17 protein-coding genes, 1 pseudogene, 1 riboswitch and 1 other annotated feature are annotated in these 16,615 nt (G+C 34.9%); all 18 genes and pseudogenes read left to right on the top strand.

All coding sequences use genetic code 11. From position 1 onward, the window contains the following. The first annotated feature begins 127 nt into the window (after positions 1 to 127). Positions 128 to 943 (top strand): glutamate racemase, encoded by an 816-nt coding sequence (gene racE / locus RSC39_RS06240; RefSeq protein ID WP_011835087.1) that lies wholly within the window; start codon positions 128 to 130, stop codon positions 941 to 943. A gap of 6 nt (positions 944 to 949) precedes the next feature. Further along, positions 950 to 1,549 (top strand): annotated as a pseudogene (locus RSC39_RS06235) (nucleoside-triphosphate diphosphatase); the annotation flags it as partial. Positions 1,550 to 1,587: 38 nt separating this feature from the next. Next, positions 1,588 to 2,091 (top strand): metallophosphoesterase, encoded by a 504-nt coding sequence (locus tag RSC39_RS06230; RefSeq protein ID WP_332535886.1) that lies wholly within the window; start codon positions 1,588 to 1,590, stop codon positions 2,089 to 2,091. 30 nt (positions 2,092 to 2,121) lie between these two features. After that, positions 2,122 to 2,583, top strand: coding sequence for a cyclic-di-AMP-binding protein CbpB (cbpB, locus tag RSC39_RS06225; protein WP_011835089.1), 462 nt, complete (start codon positions 2,122 to 2,124; stop codon positions 2,581 to 2,583). Beyond that, on the top strand, positions 2,561 to 3,277 hold the full coding sequence (gene xerD / locus RSC39_RS06220; RefSeq protein WP_011835090.1) for a site-specific tyrosine recombinase XerD: 717 nt from the start codon (positions 2,561 to 2,563) through the stop codon (positions 3,275 to 3,277). Before cbpB ends, xerD begins: the two co-directional genes overlap by 23 nt. Before the next feature lie 30 nt (positions 3,278 to 3,307). Further along, positions 3,308 to 4,036 carry a segregation/condensation protein A gene (locus RSC39_RS06215; RefSeq protein WP_011835091.1) on the top strand — a complete coding sequence of 243 codons (729 nt, stop codon included), beginning with the start codon at positions 3,308 to 3,310 and terminating at the stop codon, positions 4,034 to 4,036. Next, the gene (scpB, locus tag RSC39_RS06210; RefSeq protein ID WP_011676203.1) at positions 4,029 to 4,595 is read left to right on the top strand and encodes an SMC-Scp complex subunit ScpB; all 567 of its coding nucleotides are present in this window, start codon (positions 4,029 to 4,031) and stop codon (positions 4,593 to 4,595) included. The genes RSC39_RS06215 and scpB overlap by 8 nt, the downstream gene beginning before the upstream one ends. Then, entirely contained in the window at positions 4,582 to 5,301 is a 720-nt protein-coding gene (locus tag RSC39_RS06205; protein WP_332535883.1) for a pseudouridine synthase, read from the top strand. Before scpB ends, RSC39_RS06205 begins: the two co-directional genes overlap by 14 nt. Positions 5,302 to 5,399: 98 nt before the next feature. Then, positions 5,400 to 5,536: riboswitch (FMN riboswitch) on the top strand. 114 nt (positions 5,537 to 5,650) lie between these two features. Then, a complete protein-coding gene (locus tag RSC39_RS06200; protein ID WP_011835093.1) occupies positions 5,651 to 6,271 on the top strand; it encodes an ECF transporter S component in 621 nt (206 codons plus the stop codon). Positions 6,272 to 6,421: 150 nt separating this feature from the next. Beyond that, positions 6,422 to 8,239, top strand: coding sequence for an ABC transporter transmembrane domain-containing protein (locus tag RSC39_RS06195; RefSeq protein WP_332535881.1), 1,818 nt, complete (start codon positions 6,422 to 6,424; stop codon positions 8,237 to 8,239). Continuing rightward, complete coding sequence (locus RSC39_RS06190) at positions 8,223 to 10,007, top strand: ABC transporter ATP-binding protein (RefSeq protein ID WP_332535879.1); 1,785 nt, start codon at positions 8,223 to 8,225, stop codon at positions 10,005 to 10,007. The genes RSC39_RS06195 and RSC39_RS06190 overlap by 17 nt, the downstream gene beginning before the upstream one ends. A 120-nt stretch (positions 10,008 to 10,127) precedes the next feature. Then, positions 10,128 to 10,886, top strand: coding sequence for an XRE family transcriptional regulator (locus RSC39_RS06185; protein ID WP_063280952.1), 759 nt, complete (start codon positions 10,128 to 10,130; stop codon positions 10,884 to 10,886). 13 nt (positions 10,887 to 10,899) lie between these two features. Beyond that, positions 10,900 to 11,088 (top strand): hypothetical protein, encoded by a 189-nt coding sequence (locus tag RSC39_RS06180; protein WP_332535877.1) that lies wholly within the window; start codon positions 10,900 to 10,902, stop codon positions 11,086 to 11,088. 631 nt (positions 11,089 to 11,719) lie between these two features. Continuing rightward, positions 11,720 to 11,845, top strand: a sequence feature (ribosomal protein L10 leader region). 25 nt (positions 11,846 to 11,870) lie between these two features. Continuing rightward, complete coding sequence (gene rplJ / locus RSC39_RS06175; RefSeq protein ID WP_011676195.1) at positions 11,871 to 12,386, top strand: 50S ribosomal protein L10; 516 nt, start codon at positions 11,871 to 11,873, stop codon at positions 12,384 to 12,386. A gap of 69 nt (positions 12,387 to 12,455) precedes the next feature. Then, positions 12,456 to 12,821, top strand: a complete 366-nt coding sequence (gene rplL, locus RSC39_RS06170) for a 50S ribosomal protein L7/L12 (protein ID WP_011676194.1) — start codon at positions 12,456 to 12,458, stop codon at positions 12,819 to 12,821. Between the two features lie 531 nt (positions 12,822 to 13,352). Beyond that, a complete protein-coding gene (locus tag RSC39_RS06165) occupies positions 13,353 to 13,802 on the top strand; it encodes a MarR family transcriptional regulator (protein ID WP_021037295.1) in 450 nt (149 codons plus the stop codon). Then, positions 13,803 to 15,362: an MDR family MFS transporter gene (locus RSC39_RS06160; protein ID WP_332535873.1), complete on the top strand. Its 1,560-nt coding sequence runs from the start codon at positions 13,803 to 13,805 to the stop codon at positions 15,360 to 15,362. After that, complete coding sequence (locus RSC39_RS06155; RefSeq protein WP_332535871.1) at positions 15,359 to 16,195, top strand: DUF4811 domain-containing protein; 837 nt, start codon at positions 15,359 to 15,361, stop codon at positions 16,193 to 16,195. The genes RSC39_RS06160 and RSC39_RS06155 overlap by 4 nt, the downstream gene beginning before the upstream one ends. Positions 16,196 to 16,615: the final 420 nt, after the last annotated feature.

The following is a 16,615-nucleotide window of genomic DNA, read 5'->3' as shown; positions in this document are numbered from 1 at the left end:
TCTCAGCGTTTGCTTTTATCATCGTAAAAAAATTATCCAAAAAAGACTTGGCTTGAAAATTAAAAAGTCCAAAATGATTTTGGATATTTCAAAATTTTGAATTAGATATTTTAAAAGGAGAAGAAAAATGGACAATCGACCAATCGGCCTCTTGGATTCTGGTGTTGGTGGACTGACTGTTGCTCGCGAACTCCTTAGGCAACTCCCAAATGAAGAAATTGTCTATATTGGAGATACAAGAAGGGCTCCTTATGGCCCACGCAGTCGTGAACAAATCATTGCGTTTACTTGGGATATGGTCAATTTTTTACTTTCAAAAAATGTAAAAATGATCGTCATGGCCTGTAATACAGCTACGGCGATGGCTTTGGAAATCGTCAAAGAAGAATTGGATATTCCAGTGATTGGGGTTATCTTACCTGGGGCAAGCTCAGCCATTCAAAAAACAAAAACAAACAAAATTGGAGTGATTGCCACACAAGCATCCATCCGTTCAGATGAATATCATAAAACAATTGCTCGCAAATCGTCAGCTATTGAAGTCTTAAGTCTTGCCTGCCCTAAGTTTGTTTCAATTGTTGAATCAAATGAAATGGAATCTGAAATTGCTAAAAGAGTGGTCTCAGAAAGTTTGGCTCCACTGGTTGGAAAAATAGATACATTAATTCTAGGCTGCACACACTACCCACTTTTACGGCCCTTGATTCAAGAAACAATGGGGAAAGAAGTTCGTTTGATTGATTCAGGTGCGGAAGCAGTACGAGATATTTCAGTTTTGTTGAACTATTTCGAAATCAATGCTCATGAGCGCAAGGAATTTCAGCACTGTTTTTATACAACAGCAGGGGTCAATTCTTTTCGAGAAATTGCAGAAAAATGGTTAAATATAGGACATCTTCATATTGAACATGCCGAAATAGAGAATTTCAATAAGGAAAAATAAATGGAAAATACACTTATTATTGCGACTAGAAATCCTGGTAAAACAAAAGAATTTAAAAAATTGTTTGCTGACTTTGGTTATGAAATTAAAGACTTATCAGACTACCCAGAACTTCCTGAAATTGAAGAAACAGGAAGTACTTTTGAAGAAAATGCTCGCTTAAAAGCAGAACAAATTGCTGAGTTGACTGGACAAGTAGTTATTGGAGACGATTCAGGACTATGTGTTGATGTACTAGGTGGTTTGCCAGGCATTTGGTCACACCGTTTTTCAGCACCAGACCCTACTGATGAGAAAAATATTGCCAAACTTTTGCATGAACTTGCTCCGACAGCAATTACACCAGAACGTAGAAGCGCTCATTTCCATACTACTTTAGTAGCGGCAAGACCTAATCACGACAGCTTGGTTGTTGAAGCTGATTGGAATGGCTATATCGCCCTTGCTCCTAAAGGGGAAAATGGCTTTGGTTATGATCCTGTTTTTATGGTTGATGCTTTCAGAACCGCTGCAGAATTATCAGAAAAAGAAAAAAATCAACTTTCACATCGAGGTCAAGCACTAAGAAAATTAATGCAAGAACTTCCAGAATGGTTAGAGAAATAAAATTAACATAAAATTAATTATGTAAAAGAGAGGTGCTTATGTTTGTAGTAATGTCTGATTCACACTATGATCGTGAAGTGGTTGAATCTATAAAATCTAAGTATTTGAACGAAGCAACAGCAATATTTCACTGTGGGGATTCAGAACTTCCGAGCTCTGATGAAATTTGGAATGGAATAACTGTTGTTGCGGGGAACTGTGATTATGATGATGGCTATCATGATTTTCTTACTCAAACGGTTGAGGGAAAAAAGGTATTAATTACACATGGTCATCTCTATTATGTTGGTTTGGGCCTAGAACGGTATTCTTATTTTGCTGAAGAACAAGGGGCTGATATTGCCCTATTTGGTCATATTCATCAACCAGTAGCGCAAAAAATAAATAATATTCTTTATGTAAATCCCGGTTCGGTTGCACAACCTAGAGGGAAGTATGATATCAAAATGTATGCTATAATTGAAATTGACGGAGATGAATATATAGTTTCTTATCGAAATCTCCAACATGAACCTATTCCTGAACTACAATTTAGACTCTGAGTCTACAAAGCTCTTTAAGGAGTAACTTACATGATTGATAAAAAAATTGAGGATTTTATTTTGAATCAAAGTGAAACCTTTATGATTCCAGCCTCAAATGTCGCTGTACTTTACGCAGAGCATAATATCGCACATGCGAAACTTATGCTTAGCCAGTACAAATATTCACGAGTTCCAGTTTTGAATGAAAGAAAAGAATATGTGGGAGTTTTAGGTTTAACAGAAATTGTTGAATTTGAAATGGAACAAAATTTCTTTTTTGAAAAGTTACACAATACATCTATTTCTGAAATTGTTAACAAAGAGGTCCAAACGGTTGGTCCCACAGTAACTTTGGAAGAAATGATGCACAAATTAATTAAGGAGCCCTTTCTACCAGTTGTCAAAAGGCAGGAATTTATGGGAATCGTAGTTCGTCAAGAAATATTGAAGGCTTTTAGTGCCTTCGCTCACGACTTTACAAAATATTATGAAATTACCAAACGAGATTGAGGAGTATTTAGTAAGTAGAAACTTTTCTGAAAATACTCGCTCAAATTATTATTATGACTTAGTCTATTTGCAGGCTTTTTTTGAAGATAAGTCTGTCACAGAAGAAGCACTAGAGCTTTACAAACACCAGCTTAGTAAACTCTCTCCCGCGGCACAACGTCGAAAAATTTCGAGTGCCAACCAATATTTTCTATTTTTATATGAAAATAAAAAAATAAACCAGTTTTTCAAAATTAAGCAAGTTGTTCAGAAAAAAACTCAAAGTTCTGAGAGTTATCATCCTATGATAAAAGAATTTCCAGAATTTTATGGACCTCTAAGTTGTCCAGGGCAATTTTTAGCTTTATTGATATTAGAATTTGGTCTTAATTTTGCAGAGATTCAAAAATTAAAATGGGAAAATTTTAATTGGAATTTTAAATATCTCACAATCGAAAAAGCTGGAATAAAACGAGTCTTACCCATTCGAGAAAAATTTGCCATCAGAGTTAAGGCCATAAAAAATGCCGATGAATTATTTGCAAAATCTCGCCAATTCCTATATACAGAATTAAAGAAATTCACTAATTATTCTTCTAAAGAGATTAGGGAACAGTATATTTTGCATCAGGTAAAAGCGGGAAAAACAATATATGAGTTGGCTAACTTACTTGGCTTAAGTACAATTACTACCTTAGAAAAATATTATAGATAGGATTTTTACACTATTTTAATTATGTAAATTATGATCAAAGAAATCAATATAAAAATTAAAAACTTTGAGGGTCCGCTTGATCTTCTCTTACATTTAGTTAGTCAGTACGAAATGGACATCTTTGAAGTCCCTTTAGTACCGGTGATTGAACAGTACCTTATCTATATCCAAACGATGAAAGAACTTGAGTTGGAGTTGGCTGGTGAATATATGCTGATGGCAAGTCAGTTGATGTTGATAAAATCAAGAAGACTTTTGCCAACGGTGACCGAAACTTTTATAGAAGATACCGAGCAGCTTGAATATGATTTATTAGCTCAAATCGACGAATATCGGAAGTATAAAATGCTTTCAGAGGATTTGGACGAATTGCATCAAGAACGTAGTCATTATTATTCTAAATCGAAAACTGAAATCATCACAGATGAGACAGTCTTATTGCAAGATAAAACGGCATTGGATTTGTTCTTAGCCTTTAGTAAAATTTTGGAATTACAAAGGCAACAAATTGAAGATGATAATACAATGATTGCAGCTGAAAAATTTACGATTGCGGATAAAATTTTTGAATTAAATCAAAAATTTACAGAACAAAAAATATGTAAATTTACAGATTTATTTTCAGATAAAACCAATAAAGATGAACTCGTCACAACATTTATGGCTCTTCTAGAATTGATTAAAAATCAGCAAGTTTCTTTTTCTCAAGGAGAGCTCTTTGGAGAAATTATTTTAGAAAGAAAAGAAATTAGTGAATAAGACAGCGACATGTGAACTTTTACTTTTTGTATCTGGAGAAGCTGGTTTAACATTGACAGAGTTGTCATCACTGACAGAAATGTCTAAACAAGCTTGTCAGCAACAAATTGATTATTTGAAAGAAAAATATCATTCTGATAGAGAATCAGCTTTGACAATTATTGAAACGGCTGGAAAATATCGTATGGCCACAAAAGAAGACTTTTCAGAGATTCTTAAAAATTATGCGAAAACTCCACTTAACCAATCTTTGTCAAAATCTGCTCTTGAAGTTCTTTCAATAATTGCTTACAAACAACCATTAACGCGTATTGAGATTGATCAATTACGCGGAGTTAACTCGTCAGGTGTTTTATCTACGCTTCGTGCTTTTGATTTAGTTGAAAAAGTAGGGCAAGTTGAAGCACCGGGACGTCCTAGCCTTTATGCGACTACTGAATTTTTCCTAGATTATATTGGTATCAATAATTTAGAAGAATTACCTGAAATTGATGAGTCAAGATATGTGGCAGAACAACAAACCCTATTTAACGAAAGTGAAGAAAATGAGAATCAATAAATATTTGGCCCATGCAGGAGTGGCAAGCAGACGTAAAGCAGAAGAACTAATTTTGGCGGGAAAAGTGACAGTTAATAATGTCCCGATGACAAATTTAGGTTATCAAGTTTCAACTGGAGATGTCGTCGAAGTTAATGGAGTGGCAGTTTATAATGAAGAACCTGTTTATTATCTATTGAACAAACCAAGAGGTTATATTTCTTCTGTCAGTGATGATAAAGGACGTCAAACGGTGATGGATTTAATGCCTCAAGTTAAAGAACGTATCTATCCAGTAGGGCGTTTGGACTGGGATACTAGTGGCTTACTTTTACTCACGAACGATGGGGAATTCACAAATATGATGACTCACCCAAGTCACGGTGTTGATAAAGTTTATGTGGCCAAGGTTGAAGGACAAGCGAACAAAGAAAACTTGCGTCCCTTAACACTTGGAATGACGATTGAAGGTAAGAAAGTTAGCCCGGCTCGTTATGAAATTATCAAACAAGAAAAAACAAAAAACCATTCAATTGTTAGCTTGACGATTCATGAAGGTCAAAATCATCAAGTTAAGAAGATGTTTGCTGCTGCTGGACTTCCAGTACAAAAATTAAGTCGTATTCAATATGGAACACTTACATTGGATGGACTGCCTACAGGACAATTCCGTCGTTTGAGTAAAAAAGAAGTTTCTCAATTGATTAATGCTGCGCAAGGAAATTAAGCTGATTATTATAAAAGACAATTCTGGTAAAGAGTTGTTTTTTTATTTCTTAAGCAAATCTTATTCTTGATAAGCAAACTATTTTTGTGCTATAATGAGATTATCTTCAGGGCACCGTGTAATTCGGGACCGGCGGTAAATAAGGCTTTGACCTTATGACTCCGCGATTCGCTACGGCGATTGAAGCAGTGAAACTCTGCTAGCGACAGTAAAGTCTGGATGGAAGAAGATGAACAATTTTTGCAGAGTAATCGACCTTGGTCGGCTTACTGTTTTTAGCTAAACCAAAAATGTCTATCAACTTCCTCGAAATTTGAAGAATTATTTTCTCATATTTGGAGGTTTTTTTATGTCTAAAACACGTCGGATGGTATTAATTGCCATGCTTGCTGCATTATCAACAATTTTATTGTTGCCAATTTTGCAGTTTCCGTTATTGCCTGGAATTGATTTTATGAAAGTGGAACTTTCAATCATTCCTGTACTTATAGGAGTCTTTACTTTAGGATTGGGTGATGGATTTATTATCCTCTTTATTCGCTCTGTCTTATGGTATCTTCTATTTAATCAAGGCCCATCAACATGGATTGGAGTTCCAATGAACTTTGTTGCTCTAGGAATTTTCATGGCCATCGTTTGGTTCTTTACAAAGAAGAAGTTTTCAATTAAAAATTATACAGTTGGGATTGTCTTAGCGACTATTGCTTCAGTCCTTGTAATGATGGTATTGAATGTTTTCTATGCTCTACCATTATATCGCCTGGCTGCAGGATTTGATGTTGACAAAATTTTTGCTGGAGCAACACATCTCTTTAACATGGGTTCGCTATCAGTTACTTTAAATCCAACTTACCTCTTAACAGTTGTTTTACCTTTCAATGCCTTGCAATATATCATTTTTGCCCTTGTTTTCGGCTTGATTGTTACTGTATTCAAAAAAAATAAAGTAGTTAAGTTCTATAATGCGTAAATAGCTTATAAAAAGAAGTCTCACTTTTTGTTGAAACTTCTTTTTTTTATTAAAAATATGGGCAATAATGGTTTAAATAGTCTGTTTTAATCGCTTTCTTTATGGTATACTAATATTTAGAATATTATATAATAAATTGGAATAAACTGTATGAAAATTTTTAAAGATTTGTGGTGGTTTTTTAAGGCAGAGAGAAAAGGTTATGGCGTTGGTCTATTGGCCCTTTTTATTGTCTCTTTGACACACTTGATTCCACCTTTAATTATTGGAAAAATCATTGACCATATTGTTAAGCGAAACTTGACTTTATCTTTAATTCTGAGTTTTTCTGGTATTTTACTGTTGACGGCTTTTGTTGAATATGGCTTTCGTTTTCTTTGGTCAACAAATATTTGGGGCGAAGCTTTTAAACTAGAAAAAATTATCCGTAGTCGTCTTTTTAGACATTTCTTGCGAATGGACACCCTTTTTTATCAAAGAAATCGAACGGGCGATTTGATGGCCCATGCGACGAATGACTTGCAAGCGATACAGAGTGTTGCTGGACTTGGGGTTTTGACTTGGGCGGATTCTTTAATGACGGGCGGGATGACAATCATCGCCATGCTTTTATTTATCGACTGGCGTTTGACGATTATTGCTGTCCTTCCTTTACCTTTGTTAGCGTTAGTATCTAAAATTTTGGGAGACAAAATTCATGTGAGTTTTGAACACGCTCAAGAAACATTTTCGGAAATGAATGATAAAGTTCAAGAATCAATCACAGGAATGAAAGCAATCAAATCTTTTGGCGAAGAAGAACAAGATATGGCTGATTTTCAAGATAAATTGGATAATATTGATAAAGCCTTTGTTCGGGTCAATTGGATTGATTCAATGTATGACCCTCTAATTACTCTGATTGTCGGATTATCTTACACTCTGACAATTCTTTTAGGGGGATATTATGTTGTTCATCATGTCTTAACCCTTGGTCAACTGGTTGCTTTTGTGACTTATATTGGAAATTTAGTTTGGCCGATGTTTGCAATTGGTGTCCTCTTTAATGTTATTGAACGTGGACGAGCTTCCTATAGTCGAGTAGATAAATTATTAGCTCAAAAAGCAGAATCTAAGATTTCTGAGGGGACTTTAAAAATGCCCAAAGAAGGTGATTTATCTTTTGATATTGAAAGTTTTACTTATCCGAATGAAAATGAAGGACGAAATCTGGAGAAAGTTCAATTTAATTTAAAAGAAGGTCAAGTTTTAGGTTTGGTTGGGCGGACTGGTGCAGGTAAATCAACAATCATTAAACTTTTAATGCGAGAGTTTGACCATTACAAAGGACAAATCACCTTTGCTGATCAGGATATAAAGAATTATCAGTTAGATGAGTATTTGCCAGCAATTGGTTATGTTCCACAAGAACATTTTCTATTTTCGATGTCTGTCAGAGACAATATTCGCTTTGCCAAGATATCAGCGAGTCAAGAAGAAGTTGAAATTGCAGCCAAAACGGCTGGAATTCATGATGATATTATTACTTTTCCTGAAGGATATGACACTTTGGTCGGTGAGCGTGGGGTTTCGCTTTCTGGTGGACAAAAACAAAGATTATCTATTGCGAGGGCACTGCTTATTCAGCCTAAATTATTGATTTTAGATGATGCATTATCAGCGGTTGACGCCAAGACCGAACAGTTGATTTTGTCAAACTTGAAGGCTCTGCGTCATGAGAGTTCAACACTGGTTGTCAGCCACAGATTGTCATCAGTAATGGAAGCTAATGAAATTCTTGTTTTAGACGAAGGAAAAATTATTGAGCGTGGTCTGCATGAAGATTTGGTGAAAACAGGGGGCTGGTATGCTCAAATGTGGCAAATGCAACAAATTGAAAGTCATTTAACAGCCACTGATAAAGATGAAAATTTACTGACAGGTTCGTCAGTAAATCGGGAAGGAGAAGAAAATGGAGAAATCTACTGACAAAATGTCTGTCAGAGAAAGTTGGCAAGTTTTTAAATTTATTTTTAAATTCTTACTTCCTTTCAAAAGGTATTTTATTTGGGCTTTTGTTTTTAGTGTGATTACAACAGCTCTGGCTTCACTGATGCCTTTTGTTTTATCAGTTTTTATGGATTCTTATTTGACTCCAATGAAGGCAAATGACCAGATTATTTTCTATTTTGCAGGACTTTATCTGCTTCTAGCAATAATTAATTCAATTGCTTTCTTTTTCAAATGGAATTATCTTCAGAATGGTTCAATTTTTGTCAATCAATACATTCGTAAGAAAGTTTATGGAAAAATTCATCAGCTAGGTATGAGATATTTTGATCAGAAGCCAACAGGCTGGCTGATAACCAGAATTACAAATGATACTGATTTATTTGATTTCTGGCAGACTTTATTTAATGCATTGACAAGTGTTCTTTCGATTGTCATTGCATTTGTTGCTTTGTTTGTTATTGACCACAAAATTGCTCTGGTAATGTTGTTGATTTTGCCATTATTGATTTTGGCAGTTATCATTTATCAAAAAGTGAGTACAAAAGTTTACCAAGCCATGCTTGCTAAACGTTCAGAGTTAAACACGAAATTAAATGAATACATTTCTGGTATGAGGATCATTCAACAGTTTCGTCAAGAAAGTCGTTTGGGAAATGAATTTGAAAAAACAAATGATGAATACTATGGTTATAGAAAAAAAGTCATTCAAATTAATGGTATTTTGCTGAGTCCTCTGGTAAACTTCTTGATGGCAATTTCTATTGTAGTAGTCTTACTGATGTATTCTAATCGGAGTTTACATGCAGTGGTTGAAGCAGGATTAATTTACGCCTTTATCAGTAATGTTCAAATTTACTTTAATCCTATTTCAGGACTAATGGATTCTTTGTCAAACTTTTCAAATGGTTTAGTGGCTTCTAGTCGAATTAAAACAATTATGGAAGAACAGGAATTTGCCCCAAAACAAGGAAATGAAAGTTCTGTCAGCCAAGCTCCACTGATTGAGCAAGGAAAAATTGAATTTCGAAATGTCAGTTTTTCTTATGACGGAGAACATCAAGTTTTGAAAAATATTTCTTTCATTGTAAATCCTGGAGAGACGCTTGCTTTTGTCGGACACACTGGTTCTGGTAAATCAAGTATTATCAATGTCTTTATGCGTTTTTATGAATTTATAGAGGGCCAAGTTTTGATTGATGACCAAGATATTCGGACCTTTACTAAAGAAGAACTTCGCCATAAAATTGGTTTAGTTTTACAGGATTCCTTTATGTTTGTGGCCTCTGTGACTGACAATATTAAAATGATGAATTCTCACATTACTGACGAAGCTGCGAAAGAAGCTGCGAGATTTGTTCAAGCTGACCATTTCATCAAGGATTTAGAAAATGGTTATGAAACAAAAGTGATTGAAGGTGGGGCTGCTTTTTCAGCTGGTGAGCGTCAGTTAATTAACTTTGCTCGGACAATCGTCCGAAATCCAAAGATACTCTTATTAGATGAAGCAACGGCTAATATTGATACTGAAACAGAAGCGCTTATCCAAGACGGGTTGACAAATATGCGTCAAAATCGAACGACAATGGCGATTGCTCATCGCCTATCAACAATCAAAGATGCTGACCAGATTTTAGTCTTAAATAAGGGAGAAATTATTGAACGAGGAAATCATGATGAACTCTTAGAGCTTAATGGATACTATGCTGACATGTATCGAATTCAAACATTACAAAAAGAACTTTGAAACCACTGTTATCAGTGGTTTTTATCTTTTTATCAGTTTATCTGATAAAAAGATTGACAAAAAATGAAATAAGAGATATAATATAAGAAAGTTTGATAAAGTGATAGAAAAGGAGAAGTTATGAATTTTGGTCAGAATTTAAAAAAACTCAGAAAAGAAGCTAAACTTACGCAAAGTCAATTAGCAGATAAACTAGGAATGAAACAAAATGCTTACGTCCTTTGGGAACAAAAGGCAACTAATCCAACTTTAGAATTATTAGAAAAGCTAGCAGATATATATGATTTACCCATTCAAGAATTAATCAAGAATCCTGATAATGGTGCAGAAAAACAATTAATTGAAAATTATCGTTCGCTGACAGGAGAACAACAGGAATCTGTCATTAATTTCACTGATTTTCTCATAGAACAGAATAAAGCAGATCTCATTGATTTGAAAACTTATAGACGTTCTTCATTACAGTATGCTGTTGTTGAAGACGAAGCGCTTTCAGCAGGTTTTGGTCAAACAGCTAATAATACAGGCGGACATTATAGAGCATATACAACAGAAAATCTTGGACGATATGATGGCGCTGCCAGAGTTAAAGGTGAATCCATGGAACCAGATTTTCCAAATTTTTCTATTGCAACATTCTTACACACAGGTTTTGGACGGAGTGGAGATGTCTATGCCATTGCTGAAGGAGATTTGGGAGAAGAACGCTTATATATTAAACAAGTATTTGAAGAAGAAGACGGAAATTTCCGAATTCATTCACTCAATCCAGACCCACAATACAAGGACTTTTATCTAGGACAGGAAGATAATTTCCGCATTATTGGGCCAGTGGTTGATAATTTTGAAGAGATTGAAGAATCACAAATTATAGATTAAATGAGGGCTTAAAATGAATTGGATAAGAGAAATTATGCCAATACTGGGGATTGGATTAATCTTTGTAGTTGTTTATGAACTTGTCCTATTGCTTTCACAAAAATTGATAGAAAATGACGACAAAGTGAAAGAAAAAAAGGAAAAAAAGATCATTAACGTGAAATTTTTTCACGGTTCAAAAAATCAGAAGAATATTGCATGAACTGAGATAAAAAATAAAATAAAATAAAAGTCGAAATGGTTCGGCTTTTTCTTTTGAAATAAATATTAAAGTGGTATAATCTTTTTGAATGCTTTTATGAAAGATAATAGTGGATTTTATAAATAACTTGGTATAGTTTTTTAATGCAAAATATTCATTGAAGTATGCTGAGATATTTTAAAAATAAATCCATTAGGAATATTAAATTATGTGATTTAGGAAGAAAATATTTTAAGGATATAATTTCATGACAAAGAGTAAGAATACTATTCGTCTAGGATTATTAGGGCAATGGTTATTTGCTATTTTCTTCCTATTGATAGTTACATTTAATTTGCCAAACATACCAGAGACTCATTTTTTGGGAAGCCTTTTGATATCGTTAGCTTTTATCCATTTATCTTGTTGATAGTTGGAAATTGGATTACACAGGCAGTTCCTTGGTTACTGCTGGACATGATGACTTTATTCTTTTCTATTTTTTATTTCGGTCTTGCTTATACTAGAATCTCAAAAGGAAAGCAATAAATATAGAAGATATTTTTCAGTAGATATAGATTAATAAAAGATAAATAGATTTCAAAGTAAGTTTATCCTTGCATTTCTAAAAAAACTTTGATATACTTATTTACGGTTCTAAAAGAACTGACCGAAGACAGTAGGGGACGAAAGTCATAAACTTCCTACCGAGGACAAATATCAAAATGATAATTGAACTCTCTATGTCTTTTGTGTGTAGAGATTTTTTGTTTCTACAACCAAAATAAAATGGAGGTAAAAAAATGAGCGATTACAAAGTAAATGAAGCAACAATTGCTAAGAAAGCAGAATTGGTTGATGTTTACGCACAAAAAATGACTGAAGCAGCATCTATCGTTGTTGCAGATTCACGTGGTTTATCAGTTGATGAAGATACTCAACTTCGTAAACAACTTCGTGAAGCAGGCGTTGAATTTAAAGTGGTTAAAAACTCAATCTTGCGTCGTGCAGCTGAAAAAGCTGGTCTTGAAGGTTTATCAGAAGCTTTCTCTGGCCCATCAGCAGTAGCATTTTCTAACGAAGATGTTGTAGCACCTGCAAAAGTTTTGGCTGATTTCGCAAAAGATGCTGAAAATCTTGAAATCAAAGCTGGTGTCATCGAAGGTAAAGTTTCTTCTAAAGAAGAAATCCAAGCTATTGCGTCTCTTCCAAGCCGCGATGGACTTCTTTCTATGCTTCTTTCAGTGCTTCAAGCACCTATCCGCAACGTGGCTCTTGCAGTCAAAGCTGTTGCAGAAAAAGAAGAATCAGCTGCTTAATTATAAGCAACATCACTTATATCGGCGGATTTACGCAATAAACTAAAAAATTAATAGGAGAATATTAAAATGGCATTGAACATTGAAAACATCGTTGCTGAACTTGAAAACGCAACAATCCTTGAACTTTCTGAACTTGTAAAAGCAATCGAAGAAAAATTTGACGTAACAGCAGCAGCTCCAGTTGCAGCAGCAGCAGGTGCTGGTGAAGCAGCAGCAGCTAAAGATTCATTCGACGTTGAATTGACAGCAGCTGGCGACAAAAAAGTTGCAGTTATCAAAGAAGTACGTGGAATCACTGGTCTTGGACTTAAAGAAGCTAAAGAACTCGTTGATGGTGCACCAACAGTTGTTAAAGAAGGTCTTTCTGAATCAGAAGCTAACGAAATCAAAGAAAAACTTGAAGCAGCTGGTGCTTCAATCACTCTTAAATAAGAATTGTTATCAATTTGAAAAAACTGCCAAAGTTATTTGGTGGTTTTTTTGTTTTTTTTTAATAAAATAACCCTCAGTATTATGAAATACTGGGGGTTATTTTTGTAAGATTTGCTTCTTAATTTATTCTATTCAGTTTGTGTAATATTTTGATGAAATGTTCTTAGAGTTTAAATTCATAAATTTTATCCATTTAACTGACGCTTAGTAAATACCGTGTTGTTCGTGGCCATTAGGCTTAAAAGATAAATCAGGGTCTTGAAATGTTTTGTTCTAAGTTGGGCATTCTCGTTTAGCCGTAGTGAAAAGCCCTTTGGAATTTAGAAAGTCGTTCTTAGAGTAGGAACCGTTATGATATTCCAAAAAAACAATTGGCGTTATAAAAGATTTATAAATTACACACAAATAAAACATAAGTAAATTAAATAAAATAATTGACAATCTTCAAATAAAAGAATATCCTATAAATGTTAATATCGTTAGCAATGAAGTATAGTTAGCAAAAAAAGATTTTTTTCAGAAAGGAAACGTATGGATTATACAAAAGCAGCAGAAGACTTTTTCTCATGTATGAAGCAAAAAAACGCAAAAAAAGTTTTGCTGAAACTCAATGAGAACGCTCAAGGCGAGCCTCTGGTTTTGGTTTATCTTTATAAAAATGCTGGCACTTTAATTGTCCCGAGTGACATTGCGAGATATATTGGAGCTAGCACCGCACGAGTTGCAAATATTCTTAATAATCTTGAGGAAAAAGGAATGATTTCAAGAGAAATTTCAAGAGAAGATCGTAGAAAAATATTAGTTTTTCTGACGGATAAAGGACGAAAAGAAACAAAAGAACGGCGTACGCGTACCATTACTCGCATCTCAAATGTTTTTGAAGCGATGGGAGAAGAGAGGACTCAACACTTCATTGAAGCTTGGGCGCTCTTTATACAAACGAGCATGTCAATCTTAGAACAAGAAAAGGAGGAACAATAAATGCCTGAACTAATGGGAAAAGACTATTCAAAAGATATTCATGGCAATCATTATTTTAGAAATGTCATGTTTGCAATGATTTTGATTGGGACCTTTGCTGGAATGTTAGGACAAACGTTTTTATCTACAGCTTACCCAACCTTGATGGACAAATTTAACATCAGCCTCTCCACAGCGCAAGGGGCAACGACATGGTACTTGCTTGCTAATGGAATTATGGTTCCAGTATCAGCTTATCTGACGACCAAAATTCCGACTCGTTGGTTATTCATGATTGCCTACGGCTTTACAGCTGCTGGAACGTTGATTGCTATGATTGCACCCACTTCCAACTACAATATTTTCCTTTTAGGTCGTGTAGTGATGGCGATGGGCGCTGGAATTTCATTACCACTGATGATGACTGTTATCACAAACATCTTTCCACCTGAAAAAATCGGAGTTCCAATGGGAATGGGAGGACTTGTGATTGGACTTGCTCCTGCGATTGGTCCTACTTATGGGGGCTGGATTTTATCTGGAAATACAAAGTTTTTAGGAATTTTACAATTGGGTGATTGGCGCACACTTTTTCTTGCTCCCTTTGTTTTACTGATTATTGTGACCGTTTTGACCCCATTTTTAATGGCGGATGTCCTGCCTAATCGAAATATGAAACTTGATTTTATTTCATTACTAGAATCGCTACTTGGATTTGGATTATTTTTATACGGTTTCACTAATGTCGGAAATGATGGCTGGGGAGACGCTCAGAGCGTTATTGCTCCAATTATTATTGGATTAGTCATTATTGCTTTCTTTATTCGTCGTCAACTTCACATGACGGATCCTTTCCTTGATTTGTCCGTCTTTAAAATCAAACAATTTACGGTTACTACAATCGCAGCAGCGATTAATACAATGGCAATGATGGGCGTTGAGATGATGCTACCAACTTACATCCAAAATGTTCACGGATTAACTGCTTTACAATCTGGATTATTACTTTTACCTGGTTCGGTCATGATGGCGTTAATGTCGCCTATCGCGGGGGGGATTTATGATAAATTTGGCGCAAAGAAACTAAGTTTTATTGGTTTTATTCTCTTAGCCATCGGAACTTTGCCTTATCTCTTCTTGACGGCAACAACACCAGAGGCTTTTATTACCATTACTTATTGGGTGCGTTTTGTTGCGATTGGTTTAATCATGATGCCTTTAATTACTTCAGGTATGAATGCTTTGCCAGTTGAAAAATCAGCACAGGGTTCTGCTTCAAACAATACGGTACGGATGATCGCGTCCTCTGTTGTTGTTGCGATATTGGCTTCAGTTACAACTAATGTCATCAATAGTACGAAACCCGCACATCATCTGTCAACGACGAATCCGCTTCAATATGCGGATAAGATGATTCAAGCATCACTCAATGGATTTCATGTTTCATTTGGAATCGCATTTGGCTTTGCTGTATTAGGAATCTTCGTAGCACTCTTTTTGCATAAAGGAAAGGTCGCACCAGCTCCTGTACGAGAAGCTAATAAACAAGAAGTGATAGAAGATGGAGGTCAAAATTCATGATACTTTTCATTATTATATTAGTTGTTATTTTGATGATTGTGGGTTTCTTCTACATCAAAGGTTCCACAGGAAATATCCTTGGCGGAATTGCTACCCTTCTTTTACTTTTGTCCATGTTTGGTTTGATTTATCATGATAATAATCACTGGGGTATGAAAGAAGTGACTAAAACGACGCAAACGACGATTTATTCTGCTGCCGGGAGCACTCAACCTTTTGGAATGTTATTGACACAAGCTTTTGGAACTAATTCTGGAAACTATATCTTAATGTATAAAGCACAAGCGGATGACAGTAAAACAACCGTCAATTTTATTGGCAACGTCAAAATGATGAATACATCAGATAAAGCTGCAACAAGCATGATGAAAACTTGGATTTCTGATGAAATGTCAAAAAATGTTGTAGAATCATCAAAAAAGAAAGCCAATTATCAGTTGGTGGAGAATGCTAAAAATGCAAAATTAGTCACTAAAACGACAACGTATCAATGGGATAACAATTTTGCGAAATTCTTGTTTGGCATTGGTGGGGAATCTGGCGAGTTAATCCAAAAAGAGATTACTGCAAAAGTACCAAAAGAAACATGGCTTGTCCTCACACCAGAACAAGCACAGCAATTGCAAAAATTAGCTCCTGAGTTTGAAGCAAAACAAAAAGCGCAATTAGAAGCTGAAATTGCAGCGGCAAAAACGCCACAAGAAAAACAAGCGATTGCAGCAGCAGCACAAAAAAAGCAAGCTCAAATGGCAGCGCTGAAAACGTCTAATCCAGATGCTTATGCAAAACTCATGGTTTCGCAAATGAAGACGTTACTTGGAATCAAGGATTAAACTTATTAAAAATAAGGTTTTAGTAAAAAATTCAGTTTGCTCTATAAAGGTCACTCCTGAAAATGAGTTGAAATTAGACACCAAAAAGTGAACTTCGGTTCGCTTTTTTTTGATTAGTTGAGAATGGATTTGTTTAATCAAGCATGCATTCAAAGTCAAAAATATCTTATTTTTTTGTAGCTTTTATATGGACAAGATAGGTAATTTATTTGAGAGGGAAATCCATAAAAAAGTTGTTGTTTTTAACCAAAAATTGCATTCAAATACTTTGACTAAGTAGCTGGTCTTATGCTAGAATGAAATTAAGAAATGTCCGTAAAAGATTACGTTGTATAATTGTGTGGTATCCTGTTGTACCATGCTTTTATAATACCTAAATTTGGTATTTATTTTTAAAAATCATAATAAATGTAATCTATA

Source organism: Lactococcus sp. (assembly GCF_036648155.1).
GTDB classification, from domain to species: Bacteria; Bacillota; Bacilli; order Lactobacillales; family Streptococcaceae; genus Lactococcus; species Lactococcus cremoris.
The sequence above is the reverse complement of the archived record's forward strand: the minus strand, read 5'-3'. Positions and strand labels throughout refer to the sequence as shown.